This is a genomic window from Patescibacteria group bacterium (assembly GCA_041675205.1).
GTDB lineage: Bacteria > Patescibacteriota > Patescibacteriia > GWA2-46-9 > GWA2-46-9 > JBAYUF01.
Genome location: JBAYUF010000004.1, coordinates 108,296 through 130,457 on the forward strand (window position 1 = coordinate 108,296; position 22,162 = coordinate 130,457).

Below are 22,162 nucleotides of genomic sequence, written 5' to 3' on the forward strand. Positions count from 1 at the left end.
TTATCCTAATAGCACAGGACTTCATTAGACAGAGTAGACCATTATAAGCTCTGAATAAAGGCCTTAATTTTTTTTCCTCGATCATAATATATTGGCTTTTTATTGCTGGCATTAACAATAAGTCCGATTTTGTCTTCAACAATTTGTAATTCTTGCTTAGGCCAAGTGGTGCTTTTCCGTCTTGTTAAAGCTGAACAAAATATGCCCAAAAAATAATCGGGAAGAATGGAAAAGAGATCATTCTTTCCTATAACTGCTACCTCAAAATTATATTTCAGAGTTTGAATGCACTGCTTAAAGAAGACTTTATCCTGACCCTTTTTGCTGCTAAGTTGTTCAAAATTAAGCTTAAATACTACCCTGCTAAGTTTCTGGTGCTTACGGGCTATTTTATCTAGTAAGCTTGGTAAAAGCGTCTCATACACAAAAGAGTCCTGTTGCTTCTTAGACATACCTTTTACTCCGTTTTTTTTGTAGGCTATGTATGCTGAAAGAGGTAGTTGATAAAACTTATGCAACAGCATCTGTCTTGCAGCTATAGCATGAGAGACATAATGAAATTTAGCAGAACCGGTATAATGACTAAAAATTGGATCCCGCATCAAAGCCACGACTTCGTTGGCAATAATTTTTTGGTTTCTGATTCCGTCAATGATGACGATACTTATTCCCAAAAAATTTTTAGCGTATGACTCATCTACATAAAAAATAATGGGTCTTTTTGTTGAAATCATATAAGCAGGCTAATCGAGAAGAGTTATTCACTACCTTGAAAACTGGTTAGCCAGTTTTCAATGACAAGAAACTAAGATATTATTTTATCATGGATGTGACAAAGAAGAACGCCGACCAAAGATTGTCTTTAGACTTTTTAAACACGGTAAGCGCTAACACAAGAGTAGCTATTATTAATGCTATAAATATTATTTGTGACGAGTGTGTGGTCGCGCAAACTAAAAAACAAAAAAACGATCGAATCATCAAGCTACCTTTTGATGAACCGTTTACCAAGAACCCACAATTACCAATGGATCTTTATTTAGCGAAGAATGCGCTAAAATTGATTAACCACACATTGCAATGGGAGCCCGATGTTTTACTTGATGTCTGGTGTATTGAGCGCACAACCGAGACATACTCTTGGGAGCAAGTAGTCCAACGATTAAAAAATCTTGCTCAAGCAATCGATAATAAGTACGACACAGAACACAACAATACAGTTTCCAAACATTTCATTGAACTGCGCGGCGAACATATGTTCTGTATGGACAAGCAAATTGATTTCCCAAATGAAAATGCTCTCTATGTTGTGTTTGTAAAAGCACTTTTGAAGTTGGCGGATGAAAATGGCTTTGCCAGTTACGAAGCGATTGACTACTACATATCCCAACATACCGGAGAGAAACTTGATAGCTTACCGGAAAAAAAGAAACGAATGTCTAATGCATGTGAAAATTTGTACAGGAAGCGCCAGAATCAAAAGAACCCGTTCCCAAAAGTTACCCCCAAAGGATCGCCTGTCATTCGTATCAAAGACGGTAGTGGATACGTCTTTAACAATTCCTACGATTCATAAAATACTTGCATCGAACTTGGGGATAACGACTTTACAGCCGTAATTCCTCCTTTTTATCTAGAAAAGAAGGGCACTAAAGAAATCACAAGAAGATTAAAGAAAGCTTATGCTGGTAGCATAGGCTTATTTTTTATCTTTACTTTTATGAAAAGCGAATTGTCGGTCGTCGAGGTACCAATCGAGAAGCTCCGTCCTGTCGAGTACAACGCACGCACACATAATCAAGAGCAGGCAAATCATCTGAAAGAATCCATCCGTCGATTTGGGATAGTTGATCCCATTATTTGTAACGCGGCACCGGAACGGCTCAATATCGTCATTGGCGGTCACTTCCGACTAGAAGTGGCAAGTGAACTTGGATACAAAACTGTTCCTGTTGTCTACGTCACAATCCCAGAGCTTCGGAAAGAAAAAGAACTAAATGGACGTTTGAACGCGAACGTCGGAGAGTTCAGCTACGAACTTCTGAAAGAGTTTGGCGAAGAACTACTCACTGACATTGGTTTCTCGTCAGAAGAGTTAGATGACATCTTCCCTATCGAGGAAACGCCTGAAGAATTTAGCCTTGAGAAAGAATTACGCAAGCTAGACATCAAAGAAATAACGGTCCAACCAGGAGACATATATGAACTGCATGGGTCACGCGTTATGTGCGGCGACAGTACAAATCTTGAACACATGCAAAAGCTTGTGGCTGGAGCACAGATAGACATGTGCCTTACAGATCCCCCTTATATCCTCGACTACCTACACGGCAAAAAGAAGAGTAAGGCAACAGAGGGGTTTGGCTACAAGCGAGACAGGCGATACCTCGGAACCGATGTCTTGCCGCCAGACTTTACTCAGCAATGGATGACGAACGTCGCCAGTGTAGCGGCACCGGATTTTGCCATCATAGTCTACGAGAACTGGAAAAACCTTCGTACTATTTGGGACGAGATGGAGAAACACTGGAAGATTAAAAATATGATTGTGTGGCACCTTGCCAACCGTCACCAAGGATTCTCAGCAAAATATAAGTTCTTCTCCAAGCACGATATAGCTGTTGTCGGCGGTTCTGGTAATGTCCCCTACAACACAACACCCGAAGAAGGTCCGCTACAAGAAGAGTACGAAACGGCGCTATTCGCTATCACGGGAAAGCCACAGTGGGAGGGGTACCAAAAGGGACAAACTTACATGCCCACCGATTTCATTGACTTCCGCGCCTCTGACGAGAAGAGCTCTGGACAGGGAGTCATATTTGGAACAAAACCGGTTGAAATCTTAGTGCCCTACATCAAGGTACTGACGAAGCGGCAGCAACTTATTTTAGAACCATTTGGTGGGAGCGGCAGCATACTCATTGCGGCCACAAAGCTACAACGACGCTGCTATCTTATGGAGAAGGCACCTGAGTATACTGAAGTAATTTTGAAGCGCTGGGCCAAGGCTACCGGTGAGGTGCCGAAAAAAATTGCATGATCAAGAAAGGTACAAAGACAGAGTTGCTTAAGGAGTTGGCAAAAATTGGCAATGTCTTTTCTGCCTGTTATAAGGTTGGTGTTGGTCGAACCACCTATTACCGATGGTACAACAAAGACAAAAAGTTCAAGGAAAAGGCGGACGAAGCGATTCACATCGGCCGGGCGAATATTGTTGATCTAGCTGAGCATGGCCTGTCCAAAAAAATTCAAGAAGGCTATTTTCCAGCTATCAAATTCACACTTGTTTCTCTCACTGAGCGTTACCGAAAAAAATCTGTCTCTGTAACACTCTCACAACCGGCAAAATCTATGGAGGACGAATTAGCTGAAATGAAGTGGGTTGAAGACAATGAAGATTACGAAAAACAAGAACTAGCAACTGACAGTGTCCCTACTCTTTAACTACTTACTTCTGCAGGTAACGCCTTGCAGTCTCCACTGTTCTAGACGAATGTTATAGATTCTCTAGTATCCATTTTTGACATTTGTTCGCTTGTGTTATTGGCATTTCCGCCGTCGCAAGAACGACTCCTTTGCCGATAACTTTCAATATACCTTTACCCCAACCCTTTGTGTCTATTGTTACTGTTTCGATATCCTTAATCGGAACGGAGAATGTTCGACCATATGGATGTTGAAAACTTAAAAAATCATTTTCGATTCTTAGCTTGCCACCCGCCCCGAACAAACCGATGTTGTACATTTTTGTACTCATAGAATAAAACTAAAAAAATAAGCGCTCATACATGGTGAGGGCTTCTTAGATACAGAAAACCCACCACCAGGCGGACCTTGCGGCCCATATATAGGTTTCCCTATATAGCGCATCGAGCGACCCTGATGATGGGGTCTTTATTCTCGATGCGACTTGCGACCATGCCGACAAGATTACTCCTGATGGTTTAGGTCATTACTATTCAATTGTGCCTTCAATGGTAGCTAGCACCCAGACAATAATCAAGTCGCTTTTGAGGGGGCTTACCTACAGGTTACCTACAGATTTGGACGTTTTCAGGCCTAGACTTCCCCCACCGTGACGGTACTGTGTGGCTACTATGTCATATCAAACAAAAGTAGCCGCTCGGCAGGCTTCAATTGAAGAAGCCAAAGAACCAATCCGTTATTGTCTCTACGCAAGAAAATCGACCGAAGAAGAGGAACGTCAAGTTATGTCGATTGATTCGCAAATGAAAGAAATGGGTGAACTGGCGATTCGAGAGAATTTGAATATTGTTGAGATTAAGCAGGAAAGTCATTCGGCAAAATCTTCAGGCACACGCCCGGTGTTTAAAGAACTCTTGGATGATATCCGCCAAGGAAAGTTTAACGGCATCGTAACCTGGGCGCCGGACAGATTAAGTCGAAATGGCGGTGACTTAGGAATGCTCGTGGACCTCATGGACCAAGGACACCTCAGGGAGATTCGTTCACACAGCCAACGATTTACTAATAACCCGAACGAAAAGTTTCTCCTGATGATTCTAGGGAGTCAGGCAAAGCTAGAAAATGATCACCGTAGTCTAAACGTACAACGAGGTTTGCGAGCCAAATGCGAGCGTGGACTTCGACCTTGCAACACCCCTATCGGTTACCTTACAGTACGAAGCACAAAGCCTGGTGAGCCGAGTTCAGTGATACCCGATCCAGAACGTGCACCAGTCATTCGGGAGATGTTCCGAAGAGTAGCAGAAGTAAAGATAACAGGACGTGGCATCAAGGATTGGCTAGACCAACAAAATTTCCGCACCAAAGGCGGGGCAAGAATAAGCCTTAGTGTGATATACAAAATCTTACGACAGCCTTTCTATGCAGGATCGTTTGAGTATCCTGTTGGTAGCGCAAAGTGGTACGAAGGTAATTATGAGGCGCTTATCTCGCGTAAGTTATTTGAACAGGTGCGAGAGATTATTGATGAACGGTTGAAGTCAAAGGAAGTTAAACCATATTCAAAAGAGTTCGACTTTACCAGGATGATGACGTGCGGCAGTTGTGGTTCGGGGATAGGCGCGCAAGAACGAACCAAAACTATTAAAACAACGGGTGAAGAAAAAAGATACGTTTATTACTACTGCAACCGTGTGCGTAATAGGGACTGCAAGGAACCATACATGACAGAGGAGAAACTCATAGAGCAGTTGGAAGGATTGGTTGACACTATTGATCTTGATGAACTCAGGGCAAAAAAGCGACTCATGGGCGAGCTGGAAAGATTCAAACAGTTTACGACGAAAGTCTTAGGGAAAGGTGCCGACCTCGCGCTACCAAAAGGACTCGATCTTAGAAGCTACGCTAGATACTTGCTGCGGGAAGGATCGCGGGTAGAGAAGCGAGAATTATTGATGTGTTTTAAATCAAATTTATTGGTGACCCAAGGAAGAATTGTCCTCGATACCAAAAATCTTTAGCAGGTCTTTGCCTACGATAGCATTAGGAAGATGCTGGGTAACTTCTCCAAAAAATGGACTTGCCTGCGTTCGTGCGGTTCGCCCATGTTGACCACTTGTAATCTTTACATTCAGTTGCTTCGCAAGACCAAAATCAATATCTCTAAAAGACGACAGTATTAAAGTTTGTCTTGGTCTTGTTATTGCAACAAAGAAAAGCCTTTTTGCTTCAGCCTTCAATCGAGCAAGCTCGGTAGTTTGATTAGTGGCGATTAGTTTTGCCTCGTCTTTGATAGTAGGCACAAGCCCCGCAACGCAACCGATTACAAACACAACCTTAGCACTAAGCCCTTTAGATTTGTGAAGGCTCATAATACGAACATATCCAGCGTCGTCAGTAACTTCAGGAGATCTGATTCTATCTTGGAGTTTTGTAAAAAAACTTTTTAAGTCCATTTCTTCAGTGACATTTATCATTTCAATGATACTCAATATGACCTCGATATCTTCTGGACTTGTAGCGTCAAATAGAGCGGTTATAATTTCCGCGATACTTTTACCCTCAAGGCTTGTTCTTAGGGTCTCAATAACTTCATAGCGGTGGGTAATTTCAGTTGTCCCGATTAGAACAAGTGACCCTGATTTAATCAGCTCAAAAACTTCTTTTGGCGCCTTGTTCAACTCCTCCGCTTTCTGAAGGATTTTTTCATAGGTACCTGGCAATACGGTAGGCATTCCTACAAGAGCCCGAAGCGCGATCCGATCGTCTGGATACGCAATGTAATTTAACAACGCATACCCTTTTTTTGCCTTTTCTTTTTCTAAGGCTTCCTCTTGAAAAAAAGTATGAGCGTTAATTGAGAATGATGCTTTGAGCGCGTCTCTTAAAGCGTATCCCAACCGTCGTCGTGGAGAAAGTACAAGAATATCTTCTGCGGCTACTTCTCGACTTGCATTAATTATCATTGCGTTTATTACTTTTGCAGTTCCACTAGTCTCTTCGTCGATATTATCCCACTGTACTGCATGGACCTCGCCCTCTTCGTTTTGTGTATGTTCACTCAGCTGTTTGGAATGTCCATCCAGAAAATAACCCATTAACTCATTAGCCAGTCGGACAACTTTCTTTGGGCATCGCCGACAAATCTGGAGACTTACATCCTCGAGAGGATTGTGAGTCGATGAGAATTCGATTATACCGTCTGGATGTGCGTGCTTAAAGCTATATATTGATTGATCATCATCACCAATAATCAAAAGCTCTCCTTTAATTGCTAGTAAATCAATCAAAGATTGCTCTGCTTTATTGAGGTCTTGGTATTCATCAACCAGAATAAAATCATACTGACTTAATTCCTGCGCTGCTGGGTTATTTTTTAAATAGTCGTATGCAATTGGTACAACCTCTCCAATCAACATGGCCTTATGTAACTGAAGCCATCGCAAAAGCTGATCTCGAAACCGTGCGTCCTCAGACGACCGAATAACACCTGGGGTATCTTGTTGCTGTCGAGCAAACGCACTCTCGTATGCGGTAAGTAATTTTTCAGTCTTGCGCTTTCCGTCAAATTTTCCCTTCAAATCTTCAAGTAAAAAATCTGTCTCAAAATCCATGAGCGGCCGAGGAGTTCTTCCGGTTATCTCTAGAACTTGCTCTCGACGAAGTATCTCAAAACAAACACTGTGTAGTGTTCGAGCACGAACTTCCTCAGCACCTTGCACGCCGAGAGAAGCTAAATCTTTTTTTAACGCATCGGCTGATACATTGGTAAAAGTAACTACAAGAATTCGACTTGGATCTTTGCCTTCTTCCAAAAGTCGCATGACTTTTCTCTGAAGCGCATAGCTTTTGCCTGTTCCAGGCCCCGCAAGAACGCGCATAGCCGAGCCCTGATGACTGGCAATTCGGAGATGCTCTCCATCAATACCTTGATTCCATGTTGTCATACTATACGTGCCTGCAATTTTTCGATAAAAGCCATAACTTCTTCGACTTTTTTTACAATACGTTTCTGCTCAGCAAGAGGCGGCAGTGGGACGACACAAGATGACCATCGCGTTAGGTTCACGATCGGTGTTGCGCCGCCAGATGCCTTACTCCATACAAGCTTCTGGAAGTACCCAGATCGAAAGGCGGAAAACAGGAAAGTGCTGTCTACTAAGCACGGTGTAATTTTGTTTATCTGTTGGTTGAATGTATGTATGCCACTCACTAACGCTGCCTTTCCTATGGTTCCACCTATGCACACCATCAGGACATCGCCTGGATGTAGATACTTTGATTCGGCTGCCCCCTGCTTTGTAATTAGTTTCGAGTACGAATTAATTTTGCCGTTCTGTACATCACCCGGACCAATAAACGGAATGTCCCCAGAATAATTCCCGGTCACTCCAGTGCGAGGAGTTTTCCCTGTATCCAATTTACCGATCTCTATGAGGCGCACCCATTTCCACGTTTTTGGGATATCAAAAGGAATTTCATCTACGGTTATTGGCTCAAATTCTTTTGTCTTTTTCTTTCGTCCTGCATCTCTGCCTCTCATTTCCGACTGAACTTCGTAGTAGAGTGCCTCTGCTGTTCCATCTTTCTTGTCTTGTGGCACGAGCCTGCCGGATACAGCGAGAGTAAGAAGTGCACCTTCGAGTTCCTTGAGATCGGCAGTAGTCTTTACAAGTTCTACGAGGTGTTCAAAAGCAACCCTTGGTTCACCCTTACCGAGTGACTGCATGGCACTAAGGGCAAGACGAGACCTTGTCTCATCGCGCTCTCGTTTCTTTGCTTCGAGCTCGTCGAGTTGCTTCATCACTTCCTCAACCTTTTTTATTATACGTTTCTGCTCTGCGGGTGGTGGAAGCGGAAACGGGATTAGATTAATAGTTGCAAGAGAGAGGTTCGCAATGTTAGTCACCTGCTTCGCATCTTTGAAGAATCTTGCACGAGCAAAATCAGATGAAAAAACCATTTGAAAATATTCTGGAAAAATCAAGTAAGGACGGAATACGCTTAGAAAACCTCCGAAGGAGTACTTCTCTTCTAAATTGCCTACGAGGCAAGACTTTCCAACCAGTTCTCTGCTGTTTGCCATCGATACGACTATATCGCCTTTCTTTAAATATTGATTTTTATTCCTAACATGTTTCTCTGGCACGTACAAAAGATTGCTCAAATCCAGAGTATCTTGTACGTTTCCGCTTCGTAACACCGGTATATAACCTTCCTCGAACTCCTTTGACTTATCTCCTCCCGGAAAGGTGATTCCACGGACTGAAAAAAACGTCTCTTGAAATCGAACCCATTTCCAAGAACTCGGGATTACAAATGGCACTTCTTCCTCTTTAATCTCTTGAGATTCTCCCACCCATTTCTTTTGACGTGTTGCCTCCATTGCAATTTTCAAACGCTCAGTCTGAATCTGCGCGTAAAATTCTTTAGCTGTACCCTCGTTGGCAACTTGTGGAACCAATTTTCCAGACACAGCAAGAGTAAGAACCGCCTTTCGCAGTCTCGCTACACCGTCGGGTACTTCTATAAAGTCGTCGATATTCTCGGCGACAACTTTAACATCATTTGGGGTCATGGTGCGAAAGAGCGTCAGTGATGACTGCGCGGATTTGTGCGAGTACTTCCTTTACCTCCTTTTGCTTTGTGCGATAAGTCGTCAATAGCATCTCCGGTGACTCGAGTACATCAACAGGCGTGCGTGGGTTCTTGATATCAAGGTTGTAGTTACGCTTTACTATCTCATCGATAGAAACCTTCCATGCATGATCGTTTTCCTCGCGGTTGTTCCACCACTTCTCCTCGACCTCAAACTCTTCTACGCGGATAGGGTTCGTCATTGAGTAGGCCTTCTGACCATCAGGGAATGGGTGCTCGTAGTACCACACTTCCTTTGTCGGTTCTCCTTTGGTGAAGAAAAGCAGGTTTGTTGCAATACTGGTGTAAGGCGCAAAGACACTCTTCGGCAAACGCACGATAGTGTGGAGGTCGCACTCTTCGAGCAATGCTTTCTTTAACCCGGTTTTCATCCCTTCGCCAAAGAGGGTGCCATCGGGGAGGACTAACCCAGCACGACCATTCTTCTTGAGCAAACGCATAATAAGCACCAAGAAGAGATCCGCTGTCTCACGTGTCTGAAACTCCTTGGGGAAGTTTGATTCGATACCCGGCTCTTCTGTGCCTCCAAACGGCGGGTTGGTTACGATGCAGGTTACTTTGTCGGTGTCCGTATAGTCACGTATTGGCTTCTCAAGCGTATTCCCGCGACGCATGGTCACAGGCTCTTCAATGCCGTGAAGCATCATATTCGTAATGAGTAACATAAACGGAAGAGGCTTCTTTTCTACGCCGTGAATACTTTGCTGAATCCTTTGTTCGTCTTTCACTGACTTTACTTGCTTACGCATGTGTTCCAGTGCATGTACCAAGAATCCACCAGTCCCCACGGCGGGGTCGAGTACTGACTCTCCGACTTTAGGGTCAACCATTTCCACGATGAACTGCGTCACTGCGCGAGGGGTGTACATCTCTCCGAAATTACCTGCACTCTGAAGACTCTTAAGGAGTCGTTCGTATATCTCATTGAAAGCGTGGCGGTCTTTAGAGGCGTTGAAGTCGATCTCATTTACCTTGTTGATGACCTGCTTCAGGAGCGTACCCTTACGCATGAAGTTGTAAACATCCTGAAATGCCATGCGCGTAAGTTCTGTGCGTTTGTTGCCACTCTCTGGGAGTTCTCGAAGTCCGGGTAAGAGATCATTGTTCACAAACTCAATGAGCTTGTCGCCGGTCATTCCATCGAGAGGACCCGCCCAAGTACGCCACTGGTACTTTTTTGGCAGAGTTGGCACGAACTTCTCCTTGCGGATCTCGAGTGCCTTATCCTCGTCATCGAGGATTTTCAAATAGATGAGCCACACCATCTGCGAGAGACGTGTTGCGTCACCGTCAACGCCAATATCTTGGCGCATGATATCTTGAATTGCTTTAATTGTTGCTGGAGTAAACATAATTTATTGTGCGTACACTACATCAAGCAACTCATCGACCATTTTGAAGTACCCATCCTTGCCACCAAAAAAAGACACGATTTCATAGTCCGTTCCAATCGAGCGCAAGGGCTCCAGAGTGAGGATACGAACACTTTCTATGTCTTTGAGCGTGACATCAGTGTACTTTGCAAGAAGTGCTTCAATTACTTCACGAGCCTTCCCACTATACTTATCGAGATAATTTGAACGACGAACAGCTTCAATCCGTTCGTTCTTTTTCATCATTTTTTTGTCGTAGGCAACATGCATGATGAGATCAAATAAATCAAATTCTGCACCTACTTGCTTTTGCAACTCTTCGAGCGGAATACCACTTTCATCTATTTCATCAACGATTGCTTGGCGGCGTTCTGCGGACTGCCAAGCAGTAAAGAAGCTATCAAGTGTCGGATAGTGAGTGAGGATATTTTTACGTGTAAAATCCTTCAACGAATGGGTGAGGAGTTTTCCATCTGGACCAAGATATTGCACTTGTTCTTTCACAACTGCGTACGGTACGCCGCTTAGTTTAAATACAGGCGGTCTGTCAATAATAGTGAGCCCCTGACCCTGCGAAATAATGGCGTCGACTAGTTTATCCTCGTCCACCTTTTCCTCGACCGCTACATCTTGAGGATCTTGCTCCTCGAGTTTTTCCGCAATATCTTCATCTCCTTTAACTTCAAATACGCGCTCAGCAACACCATCAAATCCAGGATCAGCGAAAAGTTTTGTAACACCTTGAAAATCCATGATGGTAAACCACATCTTGCCCTTATCTTCTCGGACACGAGTTCCGCGACCAATAATCTGCTTAAACTCAGTCATGCTCTCAATTGGCTTGTCGAGCACAATTAATTTACAGGTTTGTGCATCAACTCCAGTTGAGAGTAGTTGAGAAGTAGTGACGATAGTTGGGAACTTTTCTTCTGGATCAATGAAACGGTCAAGTTGGTTTTTGCCTTCCTCGTCGTCACCCGTAATTCTCATGACGTAGCGAATATCCTCTCGGGCTCGTTCGCCAGCCGCGTTCACTAAAGCTGACCGCATACGCTCAGCGTGTGCCGTGGTACGACAAAAAACGATTGATTTTGCGTAAGGGTCTTCAACCGCGGAAAGGTACTCAATAATCTTTTCCGCTATCACCTTTTCGCGCTTCGGAAAAATGACGGACTTATTTATGTCACGCAACTCGTAGATTCTATCGTCTACAAGGTTACCGTTATCGTCCAATGTCCCGGGCGCTGGACGCCAGCCCGTAATATCATTATCGAGTAACACTCTTAACACTTTGTAGGGTGCCAAAAAACCATCGTCTATCCCTTGCTTTAAAGAGTATGTGTAAATGGAGTCGCCAAAATAATGTGTGGTACTCGTATCACTTGTCTCTTTTGGTGTCGCAGTAAGGCCAAGGTGCGAGGCTTCAGTAAAGTGATCGAGGATTTCGTGCCACTGACTATTTTCTGAAGCGCTACCACGATGACATTCGTCAACAACAATGAGGTCAAAGAAATCTTTAGGAAGTTTTTTAAATAGTTTCTCTTCTTCGGTGGTGCCGCTCATTGCTTGATAGAGACCCAAGAAAACCTCATGTGCCATGAGCGACCCAAGATCGTTGAAGTTCTGTCGAGAAATCTTAGTGAGTGCATCTCCAAAATGCTTAAGATCATTCACCCGGGCCTGGTCCACTAAAATATTTCTATCAGCAAGAAAAAGAATACGCTTGGCGCTGCCGGACTTCCAGAGACGCCACATGATTTGACCAGCTGTGTATGTTTTTCCAGTTCCCGTGGCCATTACCAATAAAAGACGTTTTTCACCTCGCGCGATTGCTTCGACAGTGCGGTCTATTGCGATTCTCTGGAAATAGCGTGGGGATTTATTTGGATCATCAGAATAAAGTGGGGTTTCGATTACATTACGGACGGCTGACACTTCACCTTTCCACTTAATATAGCGCTGGTAGAGTTCATCAGGGGTAGGAAAATTTTCGGGGGTAAGTGTAGTCTCAATCGTTGTTGTAACCCCAGTTCGATCATGAAAAAGAAATCCCTGCCCATTTGTCGAAAAAACAAAAGGAACGTCAAGTGCTTCGGCATAAGCAAGTGCCTGCTGCATACCGGTGCCAAGATCTTTATGCGCGGATTTTGCTTCAATAAGTGCGAGTGGGAAGTTCGGGCGATATTCAAGTAGAAAATCCACCTTCTTCCTTTCGCCACGCTTTGCAACACGGCCGCTCACATGAATGCGACCCATAGTGTATGGGTACTCTTCCCGAATCTGGTGATCCGCCCACCCAGCATTAACTATTGCTGGTCTTATGTGACGATTTCGTGTTTCTTCTTCATTCATATTTGGATAGTATATCGCGAACGGCCCATTAACAAAAACGGCCCGTGTGGGCCATTTTTTTGTCTACTAGCTATAAAATCCAATTGGAGGCAGACGGGTCCATATGGACAAAATTTACTTGGTTGGGGGGGTGGGATTTGAACCCACGACCTCGAGGTTATGGGCCTCGCGAGCTGCCAGACTGCTCTACCCCCCGACAGTGTTAAATATTGTCGCTTTTCAGCGAGTTTCAAGTATACGAGTGGGTGGGGGTGCAGTCAAGGAGGATTAATTATGTCTTTTCCTCTTCTTCTGCAAACTGAGGGCAAAACTGTGCACTACCACTTTTCTGTTATAATTTTCAAATGTTAGACAAAAACCAAAAGGGAGAATTATTCGTTCTTTCAGGATCGATGCTCTGGGGGCTATTTCCTGTTGTAACCATTCTTTCATTTGGCAGTTTGTCGCCACTCACATCGCTCGGATGGAACACGCTCCTCAGCACACTGCTCTTCGTTAGTGTTATTGCATTTAAAAACAGCTGGCGCTTACTGAAAGAAGTGTCAGCATTTCGAGATATATTCTGGGTCGTTGTTTTTCTCGGCATTCTCCACTACGTCTTCTATTTTACTGGTTTGCAATACACCAGTGCTGGCAATGCAAGCATTATTGCGCTGACGGAAATTATATTTAGCTACCTATTCTTTCAAATCTGGCGCAAAGAATCACTTCCCATAAAACATATTGTCGGTGCGGGACTTATGCTTCTTGGGGCTTCAATTGTTCTCTATCCAAATATTACAACACCAAATCGTGGGGACTTTCTTATATTGGCGGCGGCGGCGGTTGCACCACTCGGAAACTTCTTTCAACGCCGTGCCCGTACTAAGGTGAATGCCGAAACGATTTTATTTTATCGGAGTATAATCAGTGCGCCATTGATTCTCATTGCAGCGTACTCTTGGCAAGCTACTTTTTCATGGATGGCTATTTGGAAATCAGCACCCTACCTTGTTGTAAGCGGGCTTTTGCTCTTTGGCCTCAGTAAACTTTTATGGATCGAGGGCATCCATCGCATCAGCGTTACGAAAGCGAATGCCCTCTCTTTCCTTTCCCCTCTTCTCACCCTTCTCTTTGCGTGGCTCCTACTCAACAACGCCCCAACAATCTGGCAACTATCAGCTTTTGTGCCAATGTTTTTTGGTGCAATGTTCCTGCACAGCAACCAAACAAATGAGAAATTATCGCTTCACTAGACGAGCTGCCTCAAACACCACGTTCGCCGCCACCCAGTTTAAATTCTTCATATAGTCTTCGATGTACGCTTTGCGGTCTGAGCCGTAATCAATGAAGTAAGCGTGTTCATAGACGTCGAGCGTGATAACTGGAATAGCGCCCCACACCCCGCCTTGGTTGTGCGCATCACCAGTGTAAACTTTCAACGCTGCCTCGTGTGTGTCCCAAGCGAGCACCGCCCAACCGCGTGCGGCCATACCACAGGCTTTGAAGTACGCGGCAAAATTTTCAAGTGAACCAAATTTCTCAATAAGCGCATCGAGCAGCGCGCCGCTCGCTTTACCGTCGCTCCCGAGCACGTTGAAATAATATTCATGAAGGTACACGCCGTTCGTGGCAAATGTTTCACCGTCCTTCAAGGCGCGAAGTTCTGAGTACGTCTGATTCGCTCCGGCCAGGTCCTTCTCCCCTTTTTCAAAACCTTCCAACGCATCTGCTATCTCGTTCTTCTTCTTTACGTATCCCATGTAGAGGATATCGTGATGAAGCGCCATGGTCTTGTCTGAAATACCAATAAGCGACTCTTTGAACGGCAGGGGCTTCCCTTCGTAAAGTTTTGCCATACTATTGCTGATTAGTTAAAGCTTATAGGCTGACTATACACCCGGTTACTGAGTAGCAAAAGGCTATCGGTTTTCTGAAAAAACCTTAATTGGTGGTACTAATTTCACTACTTCTGGGAGCACCGTTAGCACCCGCGTAATGTCCGCGGCTGTGGTACTGCGACCAAGGGTAAAGCGAAGTGAACCCGATAAAAATTTTTCTGCTAAACCGCACGCCAGTAGTACATGCGACGGTCGGCCTTTACTACTCTCGCACGCTGACCCAGTACCGCAGTGAATTCCCTGTTCGCTTAAGTATACAACTGCCGGATCGGCATCCAGATTAGGTAGTGCCAGGCTCACATGATTAGGCAAACGCTCTGTGCGGCTACCGGTAAGTACTGCATCAGGAAAAAGTTTCTCGAGACCAGCCATGAGTTCGTCACGCAATTTTGTCACCCGTTCTATCTCTGAGCCACGGCCATTGTGCACAAAGTCCATCGCCGCCGCTAAACCAACCGCACCAGCCACATTTTCCGTGCCGGCAACGAGCCCCTGCTCTTGCCCGCCACCAATGGTTAGTGGCGCCAGCTCTACCCCTCGGCGCACGAACAAAGCGCCAACACCTTTCGGCCCATATATTTTTCCCGCATTTAACGTGAGCAGGTCAACGCCTAATTTCTCAACGTCGAGTGGTAAGTACTGCACTGCCTGACACGCATCAGTATGAAAACGAACGAGCGGCAAATCAGACGACGCTCTTTCGATATTTAAACGTCGCAGTAACTTGCCAATTTGAACAATTGGTTCAATGGTTCCGATTTCATTATTAGCGTACATCACTGACACGAGCACAGTGTTTTTTTGAACGGCGGCAATAACCGCCTCTGCGGCGACCAAACCATCGTGGTCAACCGATAACCTTGTTACGGTTACCTCGCCACGTGCCTCTAAATATTCCAAAGGCTGCAGCACGGCTTGATGCTCTATGGCTGTGGTAACGACGTGCGGCTTTACCACTGTACGAACAGAACCAACAATGGCCAGGTTGTCGCTAGCCGTACCACCCGACGTGAACACAATTTCATCTTCATGCGCACCCAAGTGTTCAGCCACTGCTCGCCTAGCAGCTTCCAGCGCCACCCGCCCTTGGCGCCCAAGCTTGTGTACGCTCGACGGATTACCAAACCGTTCTGAAAAATATGGCGCCATGACGGCCAACACATCCGGCGCTAAAGGCGTGGCTGCGGCGTGATCAAGATAGCTTTCTGGTGTCTCTTTTTTTCCAAACATAAAATCAGAGTAGCCGAGGCTACTCAATGAAGCAACACACTTATAATTGACTTCGCCGCCGACGTTTCTCCCAAACGTCGGCGGCGAGTGCGATGTCGACTTGCCCTCCTCAGGGCTCGTGAATTGGCGCCATGACCATCATCAGGCACGTGACAACGTACAGATACCATCGATTCACTCGAGGCACTGCAGTCATCCAGTCGACCTGAATGGCGAAGTGCTCGATGACTTCCCGACCGAGTCCGACGAGCGCGACGCTGATGATGAGAGCCGTGGCCAAGTGAATCAAGACCACGTGCGGCACCGATATTCGGCGCAGGCAATCACCAATGAGCATGCCGCAGACAACCCAGGCAAAAACACCCATGATGAAGCTCGACACCCAAATGGCCGAAACGTGGCCGACACTGCTGGGGATGGGCGAGATCATGAGATACTCGCTAATCGGTGCCAGAACTGCCCAGACGCAGAGCAGGAGCAAAATGGGCGGCTCAGTTTCGCTGTAACTTCTCATGTTCCCTCCTCGTGCCGTTGTAACGGCGTCGGAAATTGTTTTGGACACCTTTTTTTAACAAGAACTAGAGTAATGGTCAAGGAAAAGCTGTCTTACCAACGGCCTCTTGCCTTGCTACACTTGTCTACCGGATATGCAATATAAAAACCCCATAAAACCATCAGTTGTTGACTACCAATTCGGCTTTTCAAGTGCGGTTGAAAGTGACCGCGTGGCACTTGGCCTAACCGAAGAAACCATTCGTGAGATTAGTAGCCGACGCAATGAACCAGATTGGCTGCTGCAATGGCGGCTTTCGGCCTACCGAAATTGGCTCACCATGACCGAACCACGCTGGGCAAATGCGCAACTTCCCGCCATAGATTTCCAAAGCATGCGTTACTACGCTGCGCCAAAAAAACGACCACGGCTTGGCAGCCTCGACGACCTAGACCCGAGTATTCGCGATACGTTTGAAAAGCTCGGCATACCGCTCACTGAACAAAAGCACCTGGCGAATGTGGCGGTGGACGCCGTACTCGACAGTGTCTCCATTGCCACCACATACCAAGAAGAGCTCCGCACGTACGGCGTTATTTTTTGCTCATTTGGTGAAGCCGTTCAAAAGCATCCCGACCTCGTGAAGCAATACCTTGGTTCAGTTGTGCCACCGAATGACAATTTCTACGCAGCTCTCAACGCCGCAGTGATGAGCGACGGCACGTTCGTCTACATTCCAAAGGGGGTGAAGTGCCCGCTCGACTTATCTTCTTACTTTCGTATGAATGACGCCGAAACTGGCCAATTCGAACGGACACTTATTGTGGCGGATGCTCAAAGCGAAGTGAGCTATCTCGAGGGCTGTACGGCACCAAAACGAACTACGCAGCAACTACACGCAGCAGTGGTAGAAATTGTTGCCAACAAGGATGCAACCGTTCGCTATGCAACCGTACAGAACTGGTACCCCGGTGACGAACATGGCACAGGCGGGGTCTTGAACTACGTTACCAAACGAGGTCGCTGCGCTGGAACACGAGCAAAAATATCTTGGACACAAGTAGAAACGGGTGCGGCTATTACCTGGAAATACCCGAGCGTGCTGCTTGATGCTGACGACTCTGAGGGCGCGTTCTATTCAGTAGCAGTCACCGCCGGACATCAACAGGCAGACACTGGCACCAAAATGATTCACCGTGGTAAACGAACAAAAAGTACCATCATTGCAAAAAGCATTGCGGCGGGAAATAGCACCAGTACGTATCGCGGTTTAGCGGCCATTGCACCAACTGCAGAAAATGCACAGAGTCATGCGCAGTGTGACTCGCTTATTATTGGACCTCGGGCGCATGCCGCCACCTTCCCCACGCTCGACGTCAGAACACCAACGGCTCGCGTTGGCCACGAAGCTACAACAACAAAACTAGGTGCTGATCAGCTGTTTTATCTCGCGAGCCGTGGCATTCGCACTGACGAAGCTGTTGGACTCCTCGTGAATGGGTACTGCCGAGAAGTAACTGAACACTTACCGTTGGAATTTGCCGTAGAAGCGAAACGGCTATTGGCGCTTACGCTCGTTGGTACGGTTGCTTAATATGTTCACTGTCAATAATCTGAGCGTTGCCGTTAACGACGTTCCTATTCTTAAAGACGTGTCGCTCACTATTCCAGCGAACGAAACGCATATCCTCATTGGACCAAATGGAGCGGGAAAAAGCACACTCTCGCTTGCCTTGGCTGGCTCACCAGCAGCTACAATTACTAGCGGAACGATTGTCTGGGACAATGAAGACATTACGAAGCTTCCACCAGAACTCAGAGCACGGCTTGGTTTATTTTTAAGCTTTCAACACCCACCAGAAATTCCAGGCGTAAGCACGATTGAATTTCTGCGTACTGCCGTAAACGAGGTACGCATTGCACAAAAAAAGACGCCCTTTGACCCGCTTCCCTTTTTAGAACACGTCCGAGCAGTAAGCAGTCGTTTCGGATTTTCAGAAATGCTTACTATGCGTGGCGTTAACGAAGGGCTCTCGGGTGGTGAAAAAAAGCGTAGCGAGCTACTGCAGCTCTTACTGCTTGAACCACGTTTGGCAATTTTAGACGAACCAGACTCTGGGTTAGACGCGGCGGGGTTAGAAACACTCGTCAACGTAATCACTGCCGCTCAGAAAAATGGCACAGCATTTCTCATCATCACTCACTACGACGCGCTCCTAAAGCGGCTCGATACCCACGGCACGTATGCAATAGCGAATGGTGTTGTTGTGAAAAATTCCTTATGAGTATTAGCGAACAAGCATCGCGCTCTGTGTTAGCAAACGACGTAGTACGTGAACTTATCACTGCTCCGACTGACAAAACAACGAGTATTACCGTCGCCGCTAACGCCCACTACTATGTCTCCATACTGCTCATTGGTTCTGGCGTACAAACACTAGCTATAACCCTAGCCGGTGAAAATGCATCAGCAACTATTGCCGCCCTTCTGCTCTCTAAAAACGACGAGCAAGCTGAACTCGTAGTCACCGTTATGCATCAGGCGCCAAACACCGTAAGCCGTCTAACGGTGCACAGTGTTGCAAACAACAACAGTAGTATTGCTGTAAATGGTCTCGCCACCATTACTGAAGCTGGTTCAGGCTCCGACGCCGATATTCAATTTCGCTCTCTACTGCTGTCCCCAAGCGCACGCGTAAAGGTTAAACCAGAATTCACCTTGGCGGTGGATGATGTCGCTTGCAAACACGGCGCTGCCACCGGACCGCTCGACCAGGCCGCTATTACTTACTGTGCGACCCGAGGGATTGATGCCTTAGCCGCAACGCGTCTCATGCTGAGTGGCTTTGCCACGCTCTGCTACAGTGCTGCACCGGCAGATAAACTAGTCGCTATGAAAAGGAGAGTAAACGAATGGGTCACACAAAATTATGTCCACACAACCTAGAATACTAGCCGACGATTTTCCGTCGCTTCGAATCGACGGAAAACAAATAACATACCTTGATGCCGCGGCTACCACTCCAACGCCAAACGTCGTCATTGATGCTGTACGGAAAGCAATGGAGCAGGGCATGGGCGCAGTTGATGCTGGGCTTTATAAAACTGCTGAAGATGCAGCACTCGCCTACCGGGCGGCAAGAGAAACGGTGCGAGCGTTTATTCATGCTGAATCCATAGACGACATTATATTTACGAGTGGCGCTACAGCTGGCCTTAACCTACTTGCTGAAACGTACGGTCGGCGGCATTTACAAGAAGGTGATGAAGTCGTTGTCACCGTACTTGAGCACCACGCAAATTTACTGCCGTGGCAAAGAGTCTGCCGAGCAGCTGGCGCCAAACTCGCTGTGGTGAAAACAACAGCTCGAGGAGATATTGATTTTGCCACATTGGAGTCGCACTTGTCGGCGAAAACAAAAATTGTTGCCATAACGCACATTTCTAACGTTATGGGCACCGTACTCCCGATAGCACGTATTGCAGCAGCGGCACACGCCGTTGGTGCGTTCGTTGTTGTTGATGGCGCCCAGGCTATCGGTCACTACCCAATTGATGTCATTGCCTTAGGTGCTGATGCCTACGTAGCCAGTGCACATAAAGCCTACGGGCCAGCTGGCATTGGATTTCTTTACTTGAAGCAGCACATCGCTAACGAGCTACCACCATATTTGGTCGGCGGCCGCATGGTTGAAACCGTGAAGATTGGCGGCGCGACATTTCAAAACACGCCGCATCGCTTTGAAGCAGGTACCCCAAACGTAGCTGGCGCCATTGGCATGGCAGCCGGCATGCAGTACCTCTCTACTATCGGCATGCCACGCATTGCTACTGAAGAGTCAGCCTTAGCAAATTTGCTAACGAAGCAGCTGGCCGGCCTACCAGAAGTAACTGTTCTTGGTTCGCCCACCACTCACGCCGGTATCGTTAGCTTCACCGCTCACGGCGCGCACCCACACGATATGGCGGCGCTACTCGCAGAACGAGACTTTTATGTTCGGGCTGGCGACCATTGTGCAGAGCCACTTCACGAGGCACTTGGCCTACCAACGGGCTCGCTTCGGGTTTCGGTTGGCTGCTACACAACCGAAGCAGACATACTTGCCTTCGTGGCCGCGCTCGACGAAAGTCTTGGTGAACTCAAACGATAACTATGGAGAACAGCGGCTTGTATCAAGAAACTATTCTGGAGCGAGCGCGACGACCGCGAAATTTTGGTGAACAAACAAATGCTCTATCTGCCACCATACATAACCGCTCGTGTGGTGACCACTATACCATTCACGCCAAACCAAACGCGACGGGTGCGCTAACCGTAACGTTTACAGGCACTGGCTGCGTAATTTCTTTGGCCAGCGCAGACATACTGTGTGATGTGGTAAACGGAAAAGCAACAAATGAGGCACTCACTACGGCGGCTGCACTTACTCATTGGCTCACGGGCACGATAGTAGCACCAGATAAACGATTACTTATTTTTGCAGGCGCCAAAACTCGTTTCAGTCGGCGTGGCTGCGTTCTCACGCCGTGGCAAGCGCTTACCGCGGCTCTAAAAACTATTGAAGCCCCCACACCTGACGAAGCAGTTACTACAGAAACCATTTACGCTGCTTTAAGAAAAGTCATGGACCCTGAACTCATGGTGAGTATTGTTGACTTGGGTCTCGTGTACGACGTTAAAATTGATACTGAACACAACGTTATGATTACTATGACCTTTACAACGCCGCACTGCCCGGCGGCTGAGGAAATAGTGAAAAACGTTCACGAAATCGTTGGCACCCTTCCTCATATTGGAAAAGTAACTATCACCATTACCTTCACGCCACCCTGGACGCGCGAACGAATTAACCCAGACGTTCGTTTTGCATTAGGCGTATAAATTTAGTGGGGGTCGTCAGCGCGATGCCGACGACCCCCTCTTCTTACCGTCGCTCCTTTCGGAACGGCGACAGTGACGCTGCGAGTAGCAGCAGGAAAACCAGGATCAGTCCCAGCCCCCAGTGCCCACTCGAATCACCATCAAACTCTTCTTTTCTTTCTTTCTCCGCCATACCACACCTCCTGCGTCAGAATGCAGCCATGTAACCACGTCTACTATTTATTTGCAATGAGAAACACTGGTCGACGTAGTAAATACCAAATGACTACGCCGTTTACAATAAACAAAGGAATGATGGAAACCGCTGGCACGAGTACGGCCGCATACGGCACCTGTGCGGTATATTGAATGATCCAAAGCACAAATTGTGACGCCATCCAGGCAGGTAGCCCCAAAAGCTGACCGAGCGGCACCGCAATAAATGCACCAGCCGCACCTAAGGCCCCAAAAAGCATAATAAAGGGGATAAACGGAGCAACAACCGCATTCACGATTGGCGCAATGAATGACAAGCGCCCGAAATGCCACACCAGTAATGGTGTTACCAACAGCTGCGCTGAAACCGTTAAAAGGAAAGCCTCTCGCACGCCAAATAAGGTTGGTAGTGACTCTGCGTAAACTTCAAGCCGTGGATAAAAAATAACAATGCCAATAGTCGCCAGAAACGAAAGTTGAAAACCGATGTCGTCAGTCAAAATAAATGGGTCAACCAACACCATTACAACAGCCGCAAACACAATTGCATTCCGTGCTGCCGAAGGACGGCCAAGCGCACTGGACACAACAACAAGCATTCCCATAATCGCGGCCCGAACGAGGGAGGCCTGTGCACCAACCGCACACACAAACCCAATAAGCCCTAGACCAA

21 protein-coding genes and 1 tRNA gene are annotated in these 22,162 nt (G+C 46.6%); 10 read left to right on the forward strand and 12 right to left on the reverse strand.

The annotated features are described in order from the left end of the window. Window positions 1-41: 41 nt before the first annotated feature. Entirely contained in the window at window positions 42-734 is a 693-nt protein-coding gene (locus tag WC052_03715) for a hypothetical protein (protein ID MFA7286738.1), read from the reverse strand. An 89-nt stretch (window positions 735-823) separates the two neighbouring features. On the opposite strand from WC052_03715, the gene WC052_03720 reads away from it, so the two are divergent. From WC052_03720 to WC052_03730, 3 genes are all read left to right on the forward strand, one after another. Then, the gene (locus tag WC052_03720; protein ID MFA7286739.1) at window positions 824-1,576 is read left to right on the forward strand and encodes a hypothetical protein; all 753 of its coding nucleotides are present in this window, start codon (window positions 824-826) and stop codon (window positions 1,574-1,576) included. 144 nt (window positions 1,577-1,720) lie between these two features. Next, a complete protein-coding gene (locus WC052_03725; GenBank protein ID MFA7286740.1) occupies window positions 1,721-3,040 on the forward strand; it encodes a DNA methyltransferase in 1,320 nt (439 codons plus the stop codon). After that, window positions 3,037-3,444: a hypothetical protein gene (locus tag WC052_03730; protein ID MFA7286741.1), complete on the forward strand. Its 408-nt coding sequence runs from the start codon at window positions 3,037-3,039 to the stop codon at window positions 3,442-3,444. The genes WC052_03725 and WC052_03730 overlap by 4 nt, the downstream gene beginning before the upstream one ends. A gap of 52 nt (window positions 3,445-3,496) precedes the next feature. On the opposite strand, the gene WC052_03735 is transcribed toward WC052_03730, so the two are convergent. Then, window positions 3,497-3,757: a hypothetical protein gene (locus WC052_03735; GenBank protein ID MFA7286742.1), complete on the reverse strand. Its 261-nt coding sequence runs from the start codon at window positions 3,755-3,757 to the stop codon at window positions 3,497-3,499. A 340-nt stretch (window positions 3,758-4,097) separates the two neighbouring features. On the opposite strand from WC052_03735, the gene WC052_03740 reads away from it, so the two are divergent. Next, window positions 4,098-5,447 (forward strand): recombinase family protein, encoded by a 1,350-nt coding sequence (locus WC052_03740; protein MFA7286743.1) that lies wholly within the window; start codon window positions 4,098-4,100, stop codon window positions 5,445-5,447. Here WC052_03740 and WC052_03745 read toward each other — a convergent pair. The 5 genes from WC052_03745 to WC052_03765 all read right to left on the reverse strand — a co-directional run bounded on the left by WC052_03745 (window position 5,400) and on the right by WC052_03765 (window position 13,005). Then, entirely contained in the window at window positions 5,400-7,373 is a 1,974-nt protein-coding gene (locus WC052_03745) for an ATP-dependent helicase (GenBank protein ID MFA7286744.1), read from the reverse strand. The genes WC052_03740 and WC052_03745 overlap by 48 nt on opposite strands. Then, window positions 7,370-9,004 carry a restriction endonuclease subunit S gene (locus WC052_03750; protein ID MFA7286745.1) on the reverse strand — a complete coding sequence of 545 codons (1,635 nt, stop codon included), beginning with the start codon at window positions 9,002-9,004 and terminating at the stop codon, window positions 7,370-7,372. The genes WC052_03745 and WC052_03750 overlap by 4 nt, the downstream gene beginning before the upstream one ends. Continuing rightward, on the reverse strand, window positions 8,991-10,436 hold the full coding sequence (locus tag WC052_03755) for an N-6 DNA methylase (GenBank protein MFA7286746.1): 1,446 nt from the start codon (window positions 10,434-10,436) through the stop codon (window positions 8,991-8,993). Before WC052_03755 ends, WC052_03750 begins: the two co-directional genes overlap by 14 nt. A 3-nt stretch (window positions 10,437-10,439) precedes the next feature. Then, the gene (locus tag WC052_03760) at window positions 10,440-12,824 is read right to left on the reverse strand and encodes a DEAD/DEAH box helicase family protein (GenBank protein ID MFA7286747.1); all 2,385 of its coding nucleotides are present in this window, start codon (window positions 12,822-12,824) and stop codon (window positions 10,440-10,442) included. A gap of 104 nt (window positions 12,825-12,928) precedes the next feature. Further along, a tRNA-Met gene (locus WC052_03765) sits at window positions 12,929-13,005 on the reverse strand. Window positions 13,006-13,153: 148 nt separating this feature from the next. Between WC052_03765 and WC052_03770 the strand changes: the two genes are divergently transcribed. Beyond that, window positions 13,154-14,044 carry a DMT family transporter gene (locus tag WC052_03770; GenBank protein ID MFA7286748.1) on the forward strand — a complete coding sequence of 297 codons (891 nt, stop codon included), beginning with the start codon at window positions 13,154-13,156 and terminating at the stop codon, window positions 14,042-14,044. On the opposite strand, the gene WC052_03775 is transcribed toward WC052_03770, so the two are convergent. The 3 genes from WC052_03775 to WC052_03785 form a co-directional block, all read right to left on the reverse strand. Then, window positions 14,030-14,647, reverse strand: a complete 618-nt coding sequence (locus WC052_03775; GenBank protein ID MFA7286749.1) for a Fe-Mn family superoxide dismutase — start codon at window positions 14,645-14,647, stop codon at window positions 14,030-14,032. The two genes, WC052_03770 and WC052_03775, sit on opposite strands and share 15 nt — an antisense overlap. A 63-nt stretch (window positions 14,648-14,710) precedes the next feature. Further along, window positions 14,711-15,919, reverse strand: a complete 1,209-nt coding sequence (locus WC052_03780) for a cysteine desulfurase family protein (protein MFA7286750.1) — start codon at window positions 15,917-15,919, stop codon at window positions 14,711-14,713. A 109-nt stretch (window positions 15,920-16,028) separates the two neighbouring features. Next, entirely contained in the window at window positions 16,029-16,433 is a 405-nt protein-coding gene (locus tag WC052_03785) for a hypothetical protein (GenBank protein MFA7286751.1), read from the reverse strand. Window positions 16,434-16,566: 133 nt separating this feature from the next. Here WC052_03785 and sufB point away from each other — a divergent pair, with 133 nt between their 5' ends. The 5 genes from sufB to WC052_03810 are packed head-to-tail and all read left to right on the forward strand — an operon-like array spanning window position 16,567 to window position 21,294. Beyond that, a complete protein-coding gene (gene sufB, locus WC052_03790; GenBank protein MFA7286752.1) occupies window positions 16,567-18,006 on the forward strand; it encodes a Fe-S cluster assembly protein SufB in 1,440 nt (479 codons plus the stop codon). 1 nt (window position 18,007) lies between these two features. Further along, the gene (sufC, locus tag WC052_03795; GenBank protein ID MFA7286753.1) at window positions 18,008-18,697 is read left to right on the forward strand and encodes a Fe-S cluster assembly ATPase SufC; all 690 of its coding nucleotides are present in this window, start codon (window positions 18,008-18,010) and stop codon (window positions 18,695-18,697) included. Further along, window positions 18,694-19,359, forward strand: coding sequence for a SufD family Fe-S cluster assembly protein (locus WC052_03800; protein ID MFA7286754.1), 666 nt, complete (start codon window positions 18,694-18,696; stop codon window positions 19,357-19,359). The genes sufC and WC052_03800 overlap by 4 nt, the downstream gene beginning before the upstream one ends. Further along, window positions 19,343-20,563 carry a cysteine desulfurase gene (locus tag WC052_03805; protein ID MFA7286755.1) on the forward strand — a complete coding sequence of 407 codons (1,221 nt, stop codon included), beginning with the start codon at window positions 19,343-19,345 and terminating at the stop codon, window positions 20,561-20,563. Before WC052_03800 ends, WC052_03805 begins: the two co-directional genes overlap by 17 nt. Window positions 20,564-20,565: 2 nt before the next feature. Continuing rightward, complete coding sequence (locus tag WC052_03810; GenBank protein MFA7286756.1) at window positions 20,566-21,294, forward strand: iron-sulfur cluster assembly protein; 729 nt, start codon at window positions 20,566-20,568, stop codon at window positions 21,292-21,294. Window positions 21,295-21,337: 43 nt separating this feature from the next. On the opposite strand, the gene WC052_03815 is transcribed toward WC052_03810, so the two are convergent. Together WC052_03815 and WC052_03820 are read right to left on the reverse strand one after the other, a co-directional pair. Beyond that, the gene (locus tag WC052_03815; protein ID MFA7286757.1) at window positions 21,338-21,466 is read right to left on the reverse strand and encodes a hypothetical protein; all 129 of its coding nucleotides are present in this window, start codon (window positions 21,464-21,466) and stop codon (window positions 21,338-21,340) included. A 43-nt stretch (window positions 21,467-21,509) separates the two neighbouring features. Next, on the reverse strand, window positions 21,510-22,162 hold a 653-nt coding region (locus WC052_03820), incomplete at its 5' end, for a ComEC/Rec2 family competence protein (GenBank protein MFA7286758.1).

Bases quoted from the DNA above. Each gene is read 5' to 3' on its own strand.
- WC052_03715 (MFA7286738.1), bottom strand. From the start codon at position 734: ATGATTTCAACAAAAAGACCCATTATTTTTTATGTAGATGAGTCATAC.
- WC052_03720 (MFA7286739.1), top strand. From the start codon at position 824: ATGGATGTGACAAAGAAGAACGCCGACCAAAGATTGTCTTTAGACTTT.
- WC052_03725 (MFA7286740.1), top strand. From the start codon at position 1,721: ATGAAAAGCGAATTGTCGGTCGTCGAGGTACCAATCGAGAAGCTCCGT.
- WC052_03730 (MFA7286741.1), top strand. From the start codon at position 3,037: ATGATCAAGAAAGGTACAAAGACAGAGTTGCTTAAGGAGTTGGCAAAA.
- WC052_03735 (MFA7286742.1), bottom strand. From the start codon at position 3,757: ATGAGTACAAAAATGTACAACATCGGTTTGTTCGGGGCGGGTGGCAAG.
- WC052_03740 (MFA7286743.1), top strand. From the start codon at position 4,098: ATGTCATATCAAACAAAAGTAGCCGCTCGGCAGGCTTCAATTGAAGAA.
- WC052_03745 (MFA7286744.1), bottom strand. From the start codon at position 7,373: ATGACAACATGGAATCAAGGTATTGATGGAGAGCATCTCCGAATTGCC.
- WC052_03750 (MFA7286745.1), bottom strand. From the start codon at position 9,004: ATGACCCCAAATGATGTTAAAGTTGTCGCCGAGAATATCGACGACTTT.
- WC052_03755 (MFA7286746.1), bottom strand. From the start codon at position 10,436: ATGTTTACTCCAGCAACAATTAAAGCAATTCAAGATATCATGCGCCAA.
- WC052_03770 (MFA7286748.1), top strand. From the start codon at position 13,154: ATGTTAGACAAAAACCAAAAGGGAGAATTATTCGTTCTTTCAGGATCG.
- WC052_03775 (MFA7286749.1), bottom strand. From the start codon at position 14,647: ATGGCAAAACTTTACGAAGGGAAGCCCCTGCCGTTCAAAGAGTCGCTT.
- WC052_03780 (MFA7286750.1), bottom strand. From the start codon at position 15,919: ATGTTTGGAAAAAAAGAGACACCAGAAAGCTATCTTGATCACGCCGCA.
- WC052_03785 (MFA7286751.1), bottom strand. From the start codon at position 16,433: ATGAGAAGTTACAGCGAAACTGAGCCGCCCATTTTGCTCCTGCTCTGC.
- sufB (MFA7286752.1), top strand. From the start codon at position 16,567: ATGCAATATAAAAACCCCATAAAACCATCAGTTGTTGACTACCAATTC.
- sufC (MFA7286753.1), top strand. From the start codon at position 18,008: ATGTTCACTGTCAATAATCTGAGCGTTGCCGTTAACGACGTTCCTATT.
- WC052_03800 (MFA7286754.1), top strand. From the start codon at position 18,694: ATGAGTATTAGCGAACAAGCATCGCGCTCTGTGTTAGCAAACGACGTA.
- WC052_03805 (MFA7286755.1), top strand. From the start codon at position 19,343: ATGTCCACACAACCTAGAATACTAGCCGACGATTTTCCGTCGCTTCGA.
- WC052_03810 (MFA7286756.1), top strand. From the start codon at position 20,566: ATGGAGAACAGCGGCTTGTATCAAGAAACTATTCTGGAGCGAGCGCGA.
- WC052_03815 (MFA7286757.1), bottom strand. From the start codon at position 21,466: ATGGCGGAGAAAGAAAGAAAAGAAGAGTTTGATGGTGATTCGAGTGGG.